The organism is Phormidesmis priestleyi ULC007 (assembly GCF_003003695.1).
GTDB classification, from domain to species: domain Bacteria; phylum Cyanobacteriota; class Cyanobacteriia; order Leptolyngbyales; family Leptolyngbyaceae; genus Phormidesmis_A; species Phormidesmis_A priestleyi_A.
The window spans coordinates 38897-55458 of the sequence record NZ_PVWG01000008.1; the positions used below are offsets into that span (position 1 = coordinate 38897).

General features: G+C 48.2%; 15 protein-coding genes and 1 tRNA gene. 10 read left to right on the plus strand and 6 right to left on the minus strand.

All coding sequences use genetic code 11. The features are described from left to right. Positions 1-147: 147 nt before the first annotated feature. Positions 148-522 (plus strand): Mo-dependent nitrogenase C-terminal domain-containing protein, encoded by a 375-nt coding sequence (locus C7B65_RS09405; RefSeq protein ID WP_073071029.1) that lies wholly within the window; start codon positions 148-150, stop codon positions 520-522. 326 nt (positions 523-848) lie between these two features. On the opposite strand, the gene C7B65_RS09410 is transcribed toward C7B65_RS09405, so the two are convergent. After that, positions 849-1763, minus strand: a complete 915-nt coding sequence (locus C7B65_RS09410) for a branched-chain amino acid transaminase (protein ID WP_073071031.1) — start codon at positions 1761-1763, stop codon at positions 849-851. Between the two features lie 168 nt (positions 1764-1931). Between C7B65_RS09410 and C7B65_RS09415 the strand changes: the two genes are divergently transcribed. The 4 genes from C7B65_RS09415 to C7B65_RS09430 all read left to right on the plus strand — a co-directional run bounded on the left by C7B65_RS09415 (position 1932) and on the right by C7B65_RS09430 (position 5990). After that, entirely contained in the window at positions 1932-3272 is a 1341-nt protein-coding gene (locus tag C7B65_RS09415; RefSeq protein ID WP_073071033.1) for an adenylosuccinate synthase, read from the plus strand. 69 nt (positions 3273-3341) lie between these two features. Continuing rightward, a complete protein-coding gene (locus tag C7B65_RS09420) occupies positions 3342-3938 on the plus strand; it encodes a 50S ribosomal protein L25/general stress protein Ctc (protein ID WP_073071035.1) in 597 nt (198 codons plus the stop codon). 84 nt (positions 3939-4022) lie between these two features. Continuing rightward, complete coding sequence (locus tag C7B65_RS09425; RefSeq protein ID WP_073071036.1) at positions 4023-5549, plus strand: bifunctional aminoglycoside phosphotransferase/ATP-binding protein; 1527 nt, start codon at positions 4023-4025, stop codon at positions 5547-5549. A gap of 108 nt (positions 5550-5657) precedes the next feature. Beyond that, a complete protein-coding gene (locus C7B65_RS09430; protein ID WP_073071038.1) occupies positions 5658-5990 on the plus strand; it encodes a hypothetical protein in 333 nt (110 codons plus the stop codon). A gap of 11 nt (positions 5991-6001) precedes the next feature. Here C7B65_RS09430 and aroC read toward each other — a convergent pair whose 3' ends face one another. The 3 genes from aroC to C7B65_RS29235 form a co-directional block, all read right to left on the minus strand. Next, entirely contained in the window at positions 6002-7150 is a 1149-nt protein-coding gene (aroC, locus tag C7B65_RS09435) for a chorismate synthase (protein ID WP_317615810.1), read from the minus strand. A 19-nt stretch (positions 7151-7169) separates the two neighbouring features. Beyond that, positions 7170-7241: transfer RNA gene (locus tag C7B65_RS09440), tRNA-Lys, on the minus strand. Between the two features lie 154 nt (positions 7242-7395). After that, positions 7396-7530: a hypothetical protein gene (locus C7B65_RS29235; RefSeq protein ID WP_262983534.1), complete on the minus strand. Its 135-nt coding sequence runs from the start codon at positions 7528-7530 to the stop codon at positions 7396-7398. Between C7B65_RS29235 and C7B65_RS27770 the strand changes: the two genes are divergently transcribed. The 3 genes from C7B65_RS27770 to C7B65_RS09450 all read left to right on the plus strand — a co-directional run bounded on the left by C7B65_RS27770 (position 7530) and on the right by C7B65_RS09450 (position 9332). Beyond that, positions 7530-7703: a hypothetical protein gene (locus C7B65_RS27770; RefSeq protein WP_181314375.1), complete on the plus strand. Its 174-nt coding sequence runs from the start codon at positions 7530-7532 to the stop codon at positions 7701-7703. The genes C7B65_RS29235 and C7B65_RS27770 overlap by 1 nt on opposite strands. A gap of 178 nt (positions 7704-7881) precedes the next feature. After that, the gene (locus tag C7B65_RS09445; RefSeq protein WP_073071042.1) at positions 7882-8733 is read left to right on the plus strand and encodes an adenylate/guanylate cyclase domain-containing protein; all 852 of its coding nucleotides are present in this window, start codon (positions 7882-7884) and stop codon (positions 8731-8733) included. Positions 8734-8762: 29 nt separating this feature from the next. Continuing rightward, positions 8763-9332, plus strand: coding sequence for a Pycsar system effector family protein (locus C7B65_RS09450; protein ID WP_073071043.1), 570 nt, complete (start codon positions 8763-8765; stop codon positions 9330-9332). 182 nt (positions 9333-9514) lie between these two features. On the opposite strand, the gene gap is transcribed toward C7B65_RS09450, so the two are convergent. Then, entirely contained in the window at positions 9515-10540 is a 1026-nt protein-coding gene (gene gap / locus C7B65_RS09455) for a type I glyceraldehyde-3-phosphate dehydrogenase (protein WP_073071045.1), read from the minus strand. Between the two features lie 258 nt (positions 10541-10798). Between gap and C7B65_RS09460 the strand changes: the two genes are divergently transcribed. Continuing rightward, the gene (locus tag C7B65_RS09460) at positions 10799-12220 is read left to right on the plus strand and encodes an amidohydrolase (RefSeq protein WP_073071046.1); all 1422 of its coding nucleotides are present in this window, start codon (positions 10799-10801) and stop codon (positions 12218-12220) included. Between the two features lie 220 nt (positions 12221-12440). Continuing rightward, on the plus strand, positions 12441-15671 hold the full coding sequence (locus C7B65_RS09465) for a phosphorylase b kinase regulatory subunit alpha/beta (protein WP_073071048.1): 3231 nt from the start codon (positions 12441-12443) through the stop codon (positions 15669-15671). Positions 15672-15687: 16 nt separating this feature from the next. On the opposite strand, the gene C7B65_RS09470 is transcribed toward C7B65_RS09465, so the two are convergent. Next, entirely contained in the window at positions 15688-16491 is an 804-nt protein-coding gene (locus C7B65_RS09470) for a Uma2 family endonuclease (protein ID WP_073071050.1), read from the minus strand. Positions 16492-16562 lie beyond the last annotated feature (71 nt).

Consider the following 16562-nt stretch of genomic DNA (forward strand, 5'->3'; position numbering starts at 1 on the left):
CAATAACTTTACACGCCTCCAACAATCCTCAAGGATTTTGAAAAAACCGTCTCACCATCCGAGATTCTGGTTCCTGATTATGTAGTTAATACGTACGCTACTCCTCTCCCCATTACGCACTTCAACAGAGTCGAGGAAACGATAGACATGAAATTGCAAGACACCCAACGCCGCATCGCTCTCGCAAGCTGGGTCAGCCCTTCACCCGCAGCAGAGCTTACCGATGCTGCCACGGCTACCCGGTCATCTCATGATTCACAAAAACCTAACCTACTCCGTCCACTTCGCAACGCGATCGATCGCGTTCAAGTCCGCAACCCTGACTTGGCTCACCGTCTTTGTAAGCTAATTCCGTCTCAGTGTCCCTTTGAGCGCGACGTTAAAGCCTTTGGAAAGACTTTGTTCCACATTCCGCCGATGTGCAAGCTTAACCCCGTCTATGACGAAGTGGTTGCGCTGCGATTTCGAGCGCTGTGCTATCTAGCAGATGAGTGCGGTGAAGACATTAGCTGCTATTGCTAATTCTTTCCACTTACCCTGAGAGAGATCTTACATCTCGGCTTCCAACTAGAGTAATTCTACTGGGTTGATCCCCAGGGTGGAACACTTCTTAAAAAAGCTTATCTTTACGATTTAATTGATAGAAAAGAGATGCCTGTGAAAGACATCTCTTTTTTTGTTAATGAAGCTGCGAATTCGACGACTTCGTTACCAGTCCATCGCGCCCCCTAAATCCCCCAATCTTGGGGGACTTCAAGCCAAAATTTCCGGTTCAAAGTCCCTCAGAATGGGGGATTTAGGGGGCAGAAGTTGCTCTTGACGAAGCGAAAAAACTCGTCGAACTGACGCTATTGAAGCGCGATCGGAAACACCCAATCTCGATAGTCTGGCTCTAAGTTTTCAGTGATGGCGGTTAGTTTTGCTTTCAACCGATCGGTAATGGGATGGGTTTCAGGCATCGGGTAAGTTTCAATCTTTTTGACCGGAGTAATTTTGGCAGCCGTGCCACTCAAGAAGACTTCATCGGCAATAAACAGTTCTGATTTGTCCACTGGTCTTTCTACAGTCTTGATCCCCAAGTTTCGAGCCAGCGTCAAAATGCTATCTCTGGTAATTCCTTCTAGAATGTCTTGCTCATAGCCTGGAGTGATCAACTCACCATTGCGGATTAGGAAAATATTCATTCCCGAAGCCTCGCTGACTTTGCTTTGAGTGTTGAGCAAGATCGCTTCATCAAAACCAGATTCAACGGCTTCAGTTTTGGCAAGAGATGACGTGATATAGGCACCGCTAATTTTTCCTCTCAACGGTAAGCTGCGATCTTCTTGGCGACACCATGAACTGATGCGACAGGTCACGCCATCTGCTGACAAATAGTCACCTAGCTCCAGCCCATAGACGAAGAAATCTTTTTCAATATTGTGGAGTCGAGGCGCGATGCCCAAGCCAGACGTGTAGACAAACGGACGAATATAAAACGATTGATCGGGCTTGTTTTTCCGAACAAACTCAGTAATGATCGCTTGAATTTTATCGGCAGGTAACTCGTAGTTAATCAGCTTGGCACTGTTGCTCAGTCGCTGACAGTGACGATCGAGCCGAAACAACAAAATCTGATTGGCGTTCTTAGGGTCGGGAATGCCTCGCAGCCCGCCAAAAGCTCCGGTGCCATAATGAAGGGCGTGAGTCGCGATCGAAAGATTTGCCTCAGCAAACGGGACAAACTGATTTTTGAAATAAGCGATCGGCAGAAAGTTGTGCATAGCAGCAGTTGAAGAGAATTGAACGAGGAAAACTTTTCGCCATCAGGCACCGTCAACCAGATTCCTGTTAACGAAACCCGATGACCTGCGATCATTCACCATTGACACGCGCAGCATTTACTGATGATAATGGGAGTTTGTTGAAAACTCTAGCACTCTTTAAAACCCTTGGCTAACGTAGTTGTAATTGGTGCCCAATGGGGCGACGAAGGGAAAGGAAAGATTACAGATCTGCTCAGTAAATCGGCGGATGTTGTAGTTCGTTACCAGGGTGGTGTTAACGCTGGGCACACAGTCGTTGTCAAAGATCAGACGTTTAAACTGCACCTTATTCCTTCTGGCATTTTATATCCTGAAACCGAGTGCATTATCGGTTGCGGCACGGTGATTGATCCCAAAGTTCTGATTGAAGAATTGGATCAATTAATCAGTTTAAATATCTCAACTGACAACCTGCTGATCTCCGAAACGGCGCATGTCACAATGCCCTATCATCGGCTGATCGATCGGGCCTCTGAAGAGCATCGCGGCACTCATAAAATCGGCACCACTGGGCGCGGGATTGGGCCCACCTACGCTGATAAATCTGAGCGGACGGGGATTCGAGTCGTTGATTTGATGGATGCTGATACGCTGCGAAAACAGCTTCATTGGACGATTAACTACAAGAATGGCATTCTCGAAAAACTCTATGGTCTGCCGCCGCTCGACGTAGAAGCGGTCACGGCCGAATATCTGGAATACGCCGATCGCTTGCGTCCTCATGTTGTCGATAGTTCTCTCAAAATCTACGATGCCATTCGCCGCAAACGGAATATTTTGTTTGAGGGCGCACAAGGGACGCTGTTAGACCTCGATCACGGCACCTATCCCTATGTCACTTCTTCAAATCCGGTTGCGGGTGGGGCGTGTGTTGGCACAGGCATCGGCCCGACCGTTATCGATCGGGTGATTGGGGTAGCCAAAGCCTATACAACCCGCGTGGGTGAAGGGCCATTTCCCACTGAGCTACACGGCGAGGTCGGAACCCTGCTGTGCGATCGCGGGGCAGAGTTTGGCACTACTACGGGGCGGCAACGGCGCTGTGGCTGGTTTGATGCGGTGATCGGTCGCTATGCAGTGCGAATCAATGGTCTTGACTGTCTCGCGATCACCAAGCTAGATGTCTTAGACGAGATGGAAGAGATTCAGGTCTGTGTTGCTTACGAACTCGATGGGCAGCGCTGTGAAGACTTTCCGAGCAATTCGCGGCTGTTTGCTCGCTGCAAGCCGATTTATAAAACCGTGCCAGGGTGGAAACGATCGACCGAGGAATGCAAATCTCTCGAAGATCTGCCGAGCCAAGCCCTCGATTACCTCAAATTCCTGGCAGAATTAATGGATGTGCCGATCGCGATCGTGTCTCTGGGCGCAAGCCGTGACCAGACCATTATCGTCGAAGACCCCATTCACGGGCCCAAACGAGCGCTGCTATACACCAACGGCACGCCGCAAGCAGTGGTCAAATAAAAGAATTTTGGATTGAGACTGCTTGAAATCCAAAGTCCAAAGTTCATCTCTCACATTCCCAAGGTCATTATGCAAATCACGATCGACTGTCATAAACGCGCTGCCGGAAGTAAGCCCAATGCCCTGCGCCGCTCAGGACAAATTCCGGCCGTACTCTATGGTCACAAAGGCAACGAATCCCTTGAGTTAACCATTGACGCTAAAAAGGCTGAATTTTTGGTGCGCGATGCCTCGGTTAACAATACGCTGATCAATGTCAACATCCCTGAACTGCCCTGGACGGGTAAAGCGCTGCTGCGCGAGATTCAGTCACACCCCTGGAAGCGTTACCTCTATCACCTCAGCTTTTTCTCAGTGTCGGCTGAGAGTGTTCTTGAAATCACGGTGCCTCTATACTTTGTGGGCGAAGCCTATGGGGTCAAGCAAGAGAGCGGCGTGATGGAAACCGAACTCACAGAATTAGAGGTGAGATGTCTGCCCGATCGCATTCCTCAAAGCATTGAAATTGATGTAACAGCCCTCAAAGTTGGCGATGCTCTGCACGTTCACGAGTTGCCTTTGCCTGAAGGCGTTACGGCTCAAGGTGAAGCCAGTCGAGTGGTCGTGATGATTTCGGCGACCCGTGCTGGAACTGGCGACGACGAAGCAGCCGCCGCTGTCGTATAAGCGCGGTTCACGTCAACTTAAGGTGTATATAGAACCAGGGAGCAACCATTCCCTGGCTTTTTTATAATTGTCTAAAAGCGAACTATGACCCAAACGACCCTACCCCCTTTAATTCAGCAAATGCTGCGATCGGAGTTTTATCCGCATCCGGTGACGGAGCCGATCGAACTGATTCAAACCCACGTCTCTTATGTGTTGCTCACGGGTGAGGTGGTCTATAAACTCAAAAAACCAGTCAACTTCGGCTTTCTAGATTTCTCGACGTTAGAGAAACGGGAGCATTTTTGTCATGAAGAGTTGCGTCTCAATCAACGAGGAGCCGCCGAACTTTATTTAGGCGTTGAGCCGATCACACAGACCGGAGAAACCTTTCAGCTTGGCGGCACCGGGGAACCTGTCGAGTATGTTGTCAAGATGTGTCAGTTTCCTCAAGAGACGTTGCTAAGTGCAATGTTCGATCGCGGCGAACTCACCGAACAACATCTAGAAGATCTGGCACGAGAATTAGCAGCGTTCCATTTAAAGGCACCGACCAGCGATTACATTCTCAAGTTTGGAGAAGTCTCGCAAATTCGACAAGCGATCGACGAAAACTATGATCAAACCGTGGGTTATGTTGGACGATCGCAAACCCAAGTCCAATTTGATGAGACTCGCGCCTACACAGACAAACTATTTGCTGAACAATCAGAACTTTTTGTCAATCGAGTTCAAAATAAATGGATTCGCGAATGTCACGGCGACGTTCACTTGAGAAATATCTGCTTTTGGCACGACAAAATCTTGCTGTTTGACTGCATCGAGTTTAATGAGCCGTTTCGCTTTGTCGATGTGATGTTCGATGTTGCCTACATCGTGATGGATTTAGATGCCCGGAATCGTCCTGATTTGAGTAATTTATTTCTCAACGCTTATCTTGAGCAAACGGGCGACTGGGAAGGCTTACAGGTGTTGCCGCTCTACCTCAGTCGTCAATCTTATGTTCGTGCCAAGGTAACTTCTTTCTTATTAGACGACCCGGCAATTGCAGAATCGGTGAAGCAGGAAGCCAGCGAAACGGCATCTCGCTACTATCGTTTGGCGTGGGAATACACTCGTCATAAATCGGGACGATTGGTGATGATGTCGGGTTTGTCGGGGTCTGGCAAAAGTACCGTAGCCCGGCAGTTAGCTCGTCAGACTGGAGCGATTCACCTGCGATCGGATGCCATTCGCAAACATCTCGGCGGCGTTGCGCTAGATGCCAAAGGAGAAGCCGATCTCTACAGCCTAGAAATGACTGAGAAGACTTACGATCGTCTCCTCAATCTCGGCATTACGCTGGCATCGCAAGGTTACACCGTGATTTTGGATGCTAAGTACGATCGTCAAGCGCTGCGATCGCCCGTCGTTGCTCAATCCGCTGCTCACCAGATTCCGCTAGAAATCTTCTATTGTGATGCGCCTCTGTCGGTGTTGAGCGATCGCGTGCAGCAGCGTCAAGGCGATATCTCAGATGCGACGACTGATTTGCTCAAAACCCAACAGATGGAGCCGTTTACCGAAACCGAAAAACCTTACCTCAAGATGCTAGACACCACTCAAAACTTAGAAGAACAATTACCAAAATAGTCATAGGTCATTCGTCATCAAACCTCTTCTCTAAAAGCGATTCAAAAATGACGAATGACTGACGACGAATGAGGTATCCTTTGTAGTGACTATTTAAGGGTCGAGACCGTGCGAAGACAACCAATCTCAAAAGGATTTTCGACAGGACTGAAAATCTGGCTGCTGTTCTTAATCAGTCTGTTTGGGATGGGCTACTCTGCGCCCTTAAGTATTTTTTTAGGCGCGATCGGTGGTCTGGCAAGCGGCTTAATTGTCGATTGGTGGGTGTCAAAAGAGATTGAGCCAGAGCAAAAAGAAGCTGCCGAAGATGGACTCGCCGAAGAAACGAAAGTCCGTAAAAAACGCAGTCAATACTCTAGCCTCAAACAGCGAAGTAAAAAGCGCAAACAGCAGCAAGAAGGCACCACAAATTGGTGGCAGCAGCTTCGTAGGCGATCGTAATTCAGGTTGCCTTATTGGACTTCGCCGCACTGTCCGCGCTGTCGTAACAGGTGATCGCACAAGACAAGCGCCATCATTGCCTCAACCATCGGCACCGCCCTCGGCAATACACAAGGATCATGACGACCCTTAGCGGCTAACGTCACTTCTTCGCCTGCGTTGGTGACGGTGCGCTGCTCTTTGCGAATCGTTGCGGTGGGCTTGAAGGCAACCCGAATCAGAATATTTTCTCCATTTGAGATGCCGCCCTGCACGCCGCCCGATCGATTAGTGACGGTGCGAATCTCGCCATTTTCGGTATGAAACTCGTCGTTGTGTTCACTGCCAGTCATCACCGTACCCGCAAAGCCAGAGCCAATCTCAAAGCCTTTGGTCGCGGGGAGTGACATCATCGCTTTGGCGAGGTCTGCTTCTAGCTTGTCAAACACTGGCTCACCTAGTCCTCTCGGAACTTGTCGCGCCACACATTCGACCACGCCTCCGATCGAGTCTCCCTGATTGCGAACCTGCTCGATCAAGTCCACCATTTGCTCGGCGCAATCTGAGTCGGGACAGCGCACAATGTTGCTCTCAACGTCTTCTAGCGTCACCGTGTTGGAATCGATCACGCCTTCTAAATCTTTAATGCGCTTCACGTAAGCGATGATTTCAACACCCGCAATCTCGCGCAGAATTTTTTTAGCGATCGCGCCTGCTGCCACTCGCCCGATCGTTTCTCGCGCCGATGAGCGTCCGCCGCCCTGCCAGTTGCGAATGCCATACTTTGCGTCATAAGTCGCATCGGCGTGAGAAGGACGATATTTGACCGCCATCTCGTCATAGTCTTGCGATCGCTGGTCTTGATTGCGAACGAGAATCGCGATCGGCGTTCCTAGAGTTTTGCCCTCAAACACGCCAGACAAAATCTCGCAGCGATCGGCTTCATTGCGAGGAGTCGTAATTTTGCTTTGCCCCGGTCTTCGTCGATCTAACTCAAACTGAATCTCGTCTGCTGAAATCTCAATTTTGGGTGGGCACCCGTCGATCACCACGCCTACGCCACCGCCGTGAGATTCGCCAAACGTAGAGATGCGGAACAAATGACCAAAATTGCTGCCCATGATGGTTTTTGAGGACGATGGTGTCGATCGTACCTGAAAAGGTGAATAGGGAGTCAGCAATTGCTAACTCCCTATTTTATGGGTTGCCCGGGATTCGAACCCGGGACCAGTCGGTTAAAAGCCGAATGCTCTACCACTGAGCTAGCAACCCTTGTTTGCGCGTTTTGAACGTGCGATTGCAAATATAGCACGAATTCGAGGGAAGTTTGCAACTTACTTAATGCTTTCTCCGGGGCGATCGCATTTAACCCTCAATTTTGGCGATCGGGTCTGACATGATATTGGTATCGAGAACAAATGACCGTTCAAGACTCATTGAGGATAGACTCCAGAATCTCCGGCGTTAAGCCTCTAGCTCTGGCTCTGTCGCTGATTTCATCCATCAATTCTCGAAGAAAAGCCACATCTTTATCCATTGGAGAATTATCTGTAGTATTCATTGCCTACTTCGCAATTTCTAAGGTTTGATGTCTATTGCAGAGCAACCAAACAAGCACCTTTTAGCTGGAACAAATCGGAGAATTTGGACGATCGTAAGCCATGCCCTGTGATTCCCGCCCTCAAAGCCCGATTTCCTGACTCTGCGATCGACGATGATGATGTTGAATTTTGACGGTGTAGTGCTGGAACACAGTGGATACTCTATCTGGAGTAGCGGTTCACGCAAGTCCGGCAATCCACACCACATATATTCCTTCACACTGTTGCACTTTCTTGCAATAGTGCTAGTGTTCTATATGACGTGAGCGCGAACCTCGCAGAAACGTAAATTTTTAACACAAGTGATCGCGATGAGCCTATTTGATGATGTAAGGGATGCCCTTCTCTTTAGAGAAGATTCTACAGTAGAAGGCAAGCTGCTAACTCCGATTGAGCAAATCATTGAAACAGAACTGGGTCATTTTAGTAAGTCAGTATCTATTACTAACGTAGATCAAATTCCAGACACTCCCAAGATACCAATTCAGAATCCTAGAACTTGGTTGAAGATCCCGAATGTGATCTGCTGCTTTGTAGATATGGAGGGATCTACAAAACTTAGTGCTGGTTTGCATGATAAAACAACGGCAAAAGCATATCGGCTTTTTACGGAAACGGGTATCCGCATTTTTCATGAGTTTGGAGCCGAATATATTGACATCAAAGGAGACGGAGTTTTTGCCTTATTCAACCAGGATCAACCCTATTCGGCACTCGCGGCAACAATATCATTCAAAACTTTTGTTTACGAGCATTTTACGCCTAAAGTCGAAGCCCTTACTGAGCAGCACATTGGCGGTCACTTCGGAATAGATCAAAAGACTGTCTTAGTTCGCAGGTTTGGATTAAAAACCTATCAGAACAGAACAGATAGGCAGAATGAGGTTTGGGCTGGAAAGCCAATAAATATGGCAGCAAAATTAGCCAGTTTATCTACAGACAACAAGCTCTGGGTTTCAGATAGATTTTTTGGCAACCTCAGAGATGAGAAGGCAACACACTCTTGTGGATGTCCGAGTGGTAATAAAGTCGAGCTTTGGACAGAGGAGAATATGTCTGACGACAGCCGATTTGATTTTGATACTGCTTATAGCTTGGATAGCAATTGGTGTGAAAAACACGGCAGATCCTTCTGCTCAAGCCTAGTTGAGCTAGACAGTTGATTTAAGTCTATTTCTCAGGAAAAATTTCTATGGAAGTTACAGAGAAGCTGCTTTCAATTTTTCAAATAACTAATGATTGGCTTAAGTTTGCTGAAGCAAAAAATGCTGTCCTTCTTGCTTTCTCAGGTACTGGTGTTACTGTAATTGTAACTTATCTTAGTGCAGCTTCAAACGTGCCAAATTCGCTTCAGCAAGGCTCTTCAATTTCGATGTCCCTTCTGTTTATCAGTGCCTTGATAAGCTCTCTGTCTTTTCTTCCTAAGACTGATCTTGAGCGGATTGTTTGGTTAATGTCTAAACCGTCTAGAAGAGTCAAACATGGGTTGAAGGATACCGATAATTTCTATTTCTTCAATGATTTGAAGAAATATCAGCCCGTTGAATTACTAAGTTCAATGAACAGGCTTTATTTCGACGATCAAATTAAGCTTCCATTTAGAAAAGAAGATTTGGATGTAGTGAGTCAAACAATCGTAAATTCGGAAATCGCATCGATAAAATTTAAGTTTTTCACAGCCTCTCTTTCGATTCTAATACTTTCCTTTTTTGTTACGCCAATTTCGCTGTTGATTAGCTTGCTGTTGTATCGTAGTTTGTAAGTTGTCCCTCTTCTATCACTCTAAATGGGAAGAATCACGTTTAAGCCTTAAAGAGCTTTCTGCCTGCGCTTTTCACCACTCAGATTGAGTCAGCAACAAAGTATTCATCTTCTTAATTTAACTGAACGAGAAGGTGTCGATCGCTCCCATGTTTCCCGGAGCCGATCGACACTTCACCCGTTCTACAAAATCCCTTCTTTCTGGGCCATTGACACCATCAAATCAATCACTCGGCACGAATAGCCCCACTCGTTGTCATACCACGAGATGACTTTGAAGAAATTGGAGTTTAGCTCAATGCCTGCCCCGGCATCAAAAATGCTAGAGTGCGAATCGCCCTGAAAATCGGTCGAAACCACTTCATCATCGGTGTAGCCCAAAATGCCTTTGAGTGAGCCTTCCGCCGCTTCCTTCATCGCGGCACAGATTTCTTTATAGCTGGTTGCTTGGTTGGTTTTGAAGGTCAGATCGACGACAGAGACATCGGGTGTGGGCACTCTAAATGCCATTCCTGTCAGTTTGCCCTTGAGTTCTGGCAAGACTAATGTCACCGCCTTTGCTGCCCCGGTCGAAGATGGAATGATATTTTGAGCGGCTCCCCGTCCGCCACGCCAGTCTTTTTGACTGGGGCCATCGACCGTTGGTTGAGTGGCTGTGGTCGCGTGAACAGTGGTCATCAGCCCTTCTGCTAAACCAAAACTGTCGTTGAGCACTTTGGCAACGGGTGCTAAACAGTTTGTCGTGCAACTGGCATTTGATACGATCGTATCTTTGTCAGGGTCAAACTGGTCATGGTTCACCCCAATCAGCAGCGTCCGCACTCTTTCAGGGTCTTTGGTCGGAGCCGAGAGAATGACTCGTTTTGCGCCCGCCATCAGATGTTTTGATGCACCCTCAAAATCAGTAAACAAACCTGTAGACTCAATCACATAGTCTGCGCCCAGCTTGCCCCAAGGCAAGTCGGCAGGGTTGCGAATTGCCGTACAGGGAATAAATTTGCCGTTGACGATAATGCCGTCAGGCTTGGCTTCAATGGTGCCCTTAAATCTGCCGTGAGTCGAATCATATTTGAGCAAATAGGCAAGGTTGTCTGGCGACACCAAATCATTAATGCCCACAAATTCGATATTGGGATTGTCAACGCCAGCTCGAAATGCGAGGCGACCAATTCGCCCAAATCCGTTGATTCCTACTTTAAGCGTGGTCATAATAAAAGCTCCTCAAAGCGTTAGTGAACTCAGATTTTCTCAATAAATTAGCGTACTTAATCGACGATCGCGGTTAGCGTAATCTTTTCATTCGTTTAAGTATCGCTCTATAGGGATCATTCCAGCTTTGGTTAGAAAAATTTGGACTCTGCACGAAATAGAACAATCGATTTTGTAGCGAGTATAACAGTTCAACGATCGAGGCTTCGATAACATCTGTTACCCTTTCCTTAAACTTGTTCCCTAACGTTCACCGACATGAGTTTTACGATTCAGAATGTTTTAATTCCAGTTGATCGTGCCTACGAGACGGTTGATGTGCAGATTGAGGGCGATCGGATTGCGGCGATCGCGCCCCATTTAGAACCCGTTGGCACCTTGATCGACGGACGCAATAAGCTACTCTTGCCCGGTTTTGTCAATGCTCACACTCACTCCTCTGAGATGTGGCAGCGAGGCATGATTCCGCCCGTTCCTCTAGAGTTGTGGATTGCAGAACTCTATGACTTTACGCCCCTAGAGCTAGAGCAAGTTTATCTCAGCGCGATCGGAACTGCGGTCGAAACGCTGCTCTCTGGTGGAACCAGTGTGGTCGATCACTTGGTCTTGATCCCCGGTCAGGAATTGGCGACGATCGCGACGGCGGTTAGAGCTTATCGACAGGTCGGAATTCGGGCGTTTGTGGCTCCTCTGATTCAAGATGAGGCTTTAGCAGCAAGCCTTCCCAACGGGGGAATCGAGCGAGAACACGGAGACTATGTGCGATCGACGGCGGCAACTTTAGCGCTAATCGAGGAAGCCGTAAATCAGTTTCATCGACCTGATGAAGGAGTGAACATTCTCGTCGCGCCCACGGGAATACAACTCTGTTCAGATGCCTTGTTTGCAGGGTGCATTGAGTTAAGCGATCGCTACAATCTCTGTCGCCACGCTCACTTGTCAGAAACCAGAGCGCAGAAGCTTTTGGCTCAAGAAAAATATGGCCGTAGCGCCGTTGAACATCTCAAGCAAATTGGGTTTTTGAGCGATCGTACCTCTCTCGCTCATTGCGTTTGGCTCGATGATGCCGACATTGAGATCATGGCAGCCACAAAATCAACAGTTGTTCACAATCCTCTTAGCAACCTGCGATTGGGGAGTGGAATTGCCCCGATTCTCAGATATCGGCAGGCAGGCGTGAATGTCTCATTCGGGTGTGATGGTTCGGCGAGTAATGATTCTCAAGATTTACTCGAAGCGATCAAGATTGGTTCGATTTTGCACAATACGACTGACTTCGATTATCAGAATTGGATTACGCCTCGCCAAGCGATCGAGATGGCATCTCTAGGAGGCGCAATGGGCTTAAATCTAAATGATCAACTCGGTTCGCTGACGGTGGGTAAAAAAGCTGATTTAGTCCTATACGACTTGATGAATCTGTCTTTGTTGCCGCGCACCGACCCGATCGGGCTTCTGGTTTTGGGTCGCCCCGTCAATGTTGTTGATCATGCCTGGGTGAATGGTCAGTCAGTCGTTGCAAATAATACTGTCTGCAATGTAGATGTGAATCAATTGAAGCAAGAATTATTTAATCAAAGCCAATGGAATGCAAAACGGCAGGCTCCGACGGTAGCGCAACTCGAAGCACACTACCGATCGGTGATGGGTTTATCAGAATCAACGCTAGGCTATTCTTAAAATTATTCGATGAAATGGCTGTAGGGGCAATCCCCTCGTGCCTACCCCTGACGGAGGGCAACCACGAGGGGATTGCCCCTACAAATTATTCCTGTTCAGCAATATCCGATCGTGGATTAAACAACATCGGTTACTTGCAATCCTAAGTCGGCAGGATCGTTGCACAACCGCTAAAATTAAGCTTTGCCCGCTCAAATTTACTAATCACTTGAGGGACGGCATGGCCATCAAAACCGTTGATTTGGCAACCCGTTTGGATCACTACTACGAACAGGTTCGAGCCGTCATTCTCAGCCGTCAAAGCCCGATTTCTGGGCTGCTTCCTGCCAGTACTGCTGTCAACGCCCACGGCGACTACACTGACGCATGGGTGCGCGATAATGTCTACAGCATTCTCGCCGTGTGGGGGCTGGGACTCGCCTATCGCAAACTCGACGACGATCGGGGACGTACCTACGAGCTAGAACACAGCGTTGTCAAGTTGATGCGCGGCTTGCTGTTCTCAATGATGCGACAAGCCGAAAAAGTCGAGAAATTCAAAGCCAATCAAGCCCCGCTCGATGCACTTCATGCCAAATACGACACCGACACCGGAAGCACCGTCGTTGGCGATGACGAATGGGGACATTTGCAGCTTGACGCGACCTCAATTTTTCTGCTGATGTTGGCGCAAATGACCGCATCAGGGTTAGCGATCGTCTTCACCACCGATGAGGTGAACTTCATTCAAAATCTCGTCTACTACATCGGCAGAACTTATCGCACACCCGATTATGGGATTTGGGAGCGAGGCAACAAAATTAATCACGGCAACCCTGAACTTAATGCCAGCTCGGTGGGCATGGCAAAAGCAGCACTCGAAGCGCTGAATGGGCTAAATTTGTTCGGCGTTCATGGCAGCCAAGCCTCGGTGATTCACGTCTTGCCCGATGAAATTGCTCGGTGTCGCACGACGCTAGAATCACTGTTGCCTAGAGAATCTAGCTCTAAAGAAGTCGATGCCGCTCTGTTGAGTGTGATTAGCTTTCCAGCGTTTGCTGTTGAAGACGTGCAGTTGGTCGATCGGACTCGCACCAAAATTGTGACGCTGCTGCAAGGTCGCTATGGCTGCAAACGCTTTCTGCGCGACGGGCACCAAACTGTTCTAGAAAACAGCAGTCGTCTTCACTATGAGCCGTGGGAACTCAAGCAATTTGAGCATATTGAGTCTGAATGGCCGCTCTTCTTTACTTATTTGGCACTCGATGGATTGTTCCGCGACGATCGTCAACAAGCGCAATACTACCTCGATCAACTGGAACAAGTTGTAGTCAAACGAGACGGCTTGAACTTGCTGCCAGAGTTGTACTATGTGCCTGAAGCCGCGATCGAGCCAGAAAAAGCGAATCCCTCTAGTCAAACTCGTTTACCTAACGAAAATGTTCCGCTCGTGTGGGCACAAAGCTTATATTTTCTGGCGCAAATGCTGCACGAAGGATTGTTAGCTGTGGGCGATATTGACCCGATCGGTGGTCATCTCCGCATCGGTCAAAAACGCAAAGCGACTGTACAAATTGCGCTCTTGGCTGAAGACGAAGATTTGCAGTCTAAACTCGCTGCCAACAACATCACAACTCAAACCCTTAAACAAGTCGAGCCGATTCAAGTCCGTCATGCACGAGAACTAGCCGCCGCCTATGCTCAAGTCGGACGCAATGATAAGCTTGATTTAACAGGTCGCCCCATGCGACGAATGCGGAGTTTGACAACTTCTAGAGTGTTTAAAATTTGTGGAGAGACGATCGTCTTTCTGCCATCGTTCTTAGAGCCAAGACGGTTTTATCTCACTCTCGATTATCATTTTCTGGTTTCCAACATCAAAAGTGAGCTTGCCTACACTCATCGCCACTGGCAAGATTTGGGCAAACCGACGATGACGCTGTTGTTAACCAAAGAAATGCTAGAACTGGGTCGAGAAGCGCTGATCAACCTCGTCCAAGAATTTCAGGAAGGTCGCTGTGGTGACGTTCCTGTGCAGTTGGGTCGCCTGAACCAACTTGCCCTCACAGCGGGGACTGAACGCATCGATTCTCTGCACGATTTTGAGTTTCCCCCGTCGTCTGTGGTCGATACAACGTTACCCAACTATCATCTGGTTTCTCATCCAGAGAAAAACTGTCCATTAAGCCTTTCGCAAGAATTTAAGCTGGAGTATGAAACCGATATTGACTCGTTAGTTTCAAGTCTGCATCAATCTCATAACTTGTATGAACAAATCGAGTTATTGAGTACTCTAGCTCGTCTAAAAGGATTAGACTTTGATACCCGCTTCACCGAATCGCAGCCTATCATCACCGTGATGGATTTGCTCAACGAAGTCTACGCAAAAGCCAGCAAAGGCGACGAGTTGGGCTGTCCTTATTGGGGTATTGTTCGCCGATCGGCAGGGTTGCTCGATAAACTTGATGTCGGTTTGTCGGATGCAGTTACCGATATTTTAGTGCGGCAAAAACAGATTGCTGTGGGTCGGGCCTATAGTGAAGACTCGCTGATTATGCAGCCGTTGCCCTACGTCGAAGTGCTGGAAAAAATTCGTCACTTTTGTCGAGAAGACATTCGCGATCGCGTCCTCACTCAAGAAATTCTCATCTATCTCAGCGTCTTGATCAAAAGCGAACCCAATCTCTTTCAAGGCTTGCTAACGCTGAAAGTGGGCTATCTGATCTTGCTCATTACAGCCAACCTCGCCCAAGAACTTGCTCTCACACAAGACGAAGCCTACGAACACTTAATGCAACTCAGTCCGTTTGAGATTAAAACGTGTTTGCGACAGATTCTAATGGGTTATGCCGACCTCAATCAGGCATTGTTTAAGCAAGAATCGCTGCGGGTGAAATTGCCCGATCGCGGCATCGATTGGGTGGTTCTGCTAGACGAACAAACTGAAGTCGAACCTGCTAACCAAGATTGGTGGCGCAAGCGGCAACTAGACGGCTCTCTTAACCGCGTCCCTAAAGATTTTTATCCCAGTGTGTGGCAGCTATTGCATCACTGCAAAGGGTTGGTGATTGGTGACAAGCTAGAACGCCGCAACCGTCTCGATAGCGAATTGATCATCATGGAAATGACCGCAGGCGAGAAAAACTTCGCACTCCAAATTGAACACTTGTTAAACAAAATTCAAGCGCCCGAATATCGCCAGGTGAATGTAGAAGCCATGATGGAATTAGCCACGATCGCGCAACGTAACCCCGATCTCAAAATTGAAGAATCGATCGTGCTAGATGTGTTGATTGGTCACGCAGTTCGATTAGCGTGGCTCGACAAATTTCCAGACTTCTTCGATCGCTACGATGAACACAAAGGATCAGCATGGCGATCGTTTTATGAATCGTCACCTTATGATTGTGCCAGCTATATCGCTAAAGCAATGCGTTTCTTGACGCAGTTGGGGCAAACTACCCCTGTCTAGAGAATAATTTTGTGATTCACCCACGATCGGGATCTTCTCCCAATTCTCGTAGACGTACGGCTAGGCGATCGGCTCGTTGGCGTTCTTCATCGGCTCGTTGGCGTTCTTCATCGGCTCGTTGCTGTTGTTCATTAGCACGTTGGTGTTGTTCATCGGCTCGTTGACGCTCCGCTTCTTCGGGTAGAGGCACGAGATTGCCGTTACGATCGTAAAATCGCAGCCACGTCGTTGTATCGATATCGACTGCCCCCGACCATGATCCCAGCCACAACTCCAGCGTTTGGCACCATCGCCATCCCTGTTCATTGACGGGAATCGGCTGATAGCCCTGATCTAAGTCAAGATGCCACCCTTGAAAGGCACTGGGATCAAACGGATCATAAACAAAATAGTCCCGTGTGCGAAACACTTGTTCATAAAGGGTTTTCTTGGCTCCCAAATCAACGTTGGTCGTGCTAGGTGGCAGCATTTCTACGATCACATCGGGGTAGCGTCCCCCTTCTTCCCAGACCACCCAGCCTTGACGAGACGAGTCAGCCTCGACCCCTAAAACTGCAAAGAAATCAGGTCCTCTAAAGTCGCGATTGCGGGCTTGGCTGCTGCTGTAGTAGACAAACATATTGCCGCCTGCAAAGAAGTCCTGGCGGTCTGACCAGCCTTGATTGAGCGATCGAATCAAGACATTCATAGCTACTCGGTGACGATTGCTCTCCAAAGGTTCTCCGTCGTCAAAAATTAGATCGGTCGGTGGCATAGGCGGTTCCCACTCGATCGGCTCTAGAACTGGGTTAGTCTGTTCAGTGGTGGCTTCTAGTGACATCGCAGTCGTTCTCCCGACACGAAATTTCCGCTTGACCCTTACGGCACATTTTACACCGATAATAAGTGTAG

Coding starts and splice junctions, on each gene's coding strand:
- C7B65_RS09460 (WP_073071046.1), top strand. CDS start 10,799: ATGAGTTTTACGATTCAGAATGTTTTAATTCCAGTTGATCGTGCCTAC.
- C7B65_RS09465 (WP_073071048.1), top strand. CDS start 12,441: ATGGCCATCAAAACCGTTGATTTGGCAACCCGTTTGGATCACTACTAC.
- C7B65_RS09445 (WP_073071042.1), top strand. CDS start 7,882: ATGAGCCTATTTGATGATGTAAGGGATGCCCTTCTCTTTAGAGAAGAT.
- C7B65_RS09425 (WP_073071036.1), top strand. CDS start 4,023: ATGACCCAAACGACCCTACCCCCTTTAATTCAGCAAATGCTGCGATCG.
- C7B65_RS09420 (WP_073071035.1), top strand. CDS start 3,342: ATGCAAATCACGATCGACTGTCATAAACGCGCTGCCGGAAGTAAGCCC.
- C7B65_RS09450 (WP_073071043.1), top strand. CDS start 8,763: ATGGAAGTTACAGAGAAGCTGCTTTCAATTTTTCAAATAACTAATGAT.
- C7B65_RS09470 (WP_073071050.1), bottom strand. CDS start 16,491: ATGTCACTAGAAGCCACCACTGAACAGACTAACCCAGTTCTAGAGCCG.
- C7B65_RS09405 (WP_073071029.1), top strand. CDS start 148: ATGAAATTGCAAGACACCCAACGCCGCATCGCTCTCGCAAGCTGGGTC.
- gap (WP_073071045.1), bottom strand. CDS start 10,540: ATGACCACGCTTAAAGTAGGAATCAACGGATTTGGGCGAATTGGTCGC.
- C7B65_RS09410 (WP_073071031.1), bottom strand. CDS start 1,763: ATGCACAACTTTCTGCCGATCGCTTATTTCAAAAATCAGTTTGTCCCG.
- C7B65_RS29235 (WP_262983534.1), bottom strand. CDS start 7,530: ATGAATACTACAGATAATTCTCCAATGGATAAAGATGTGGCTTTTCTT.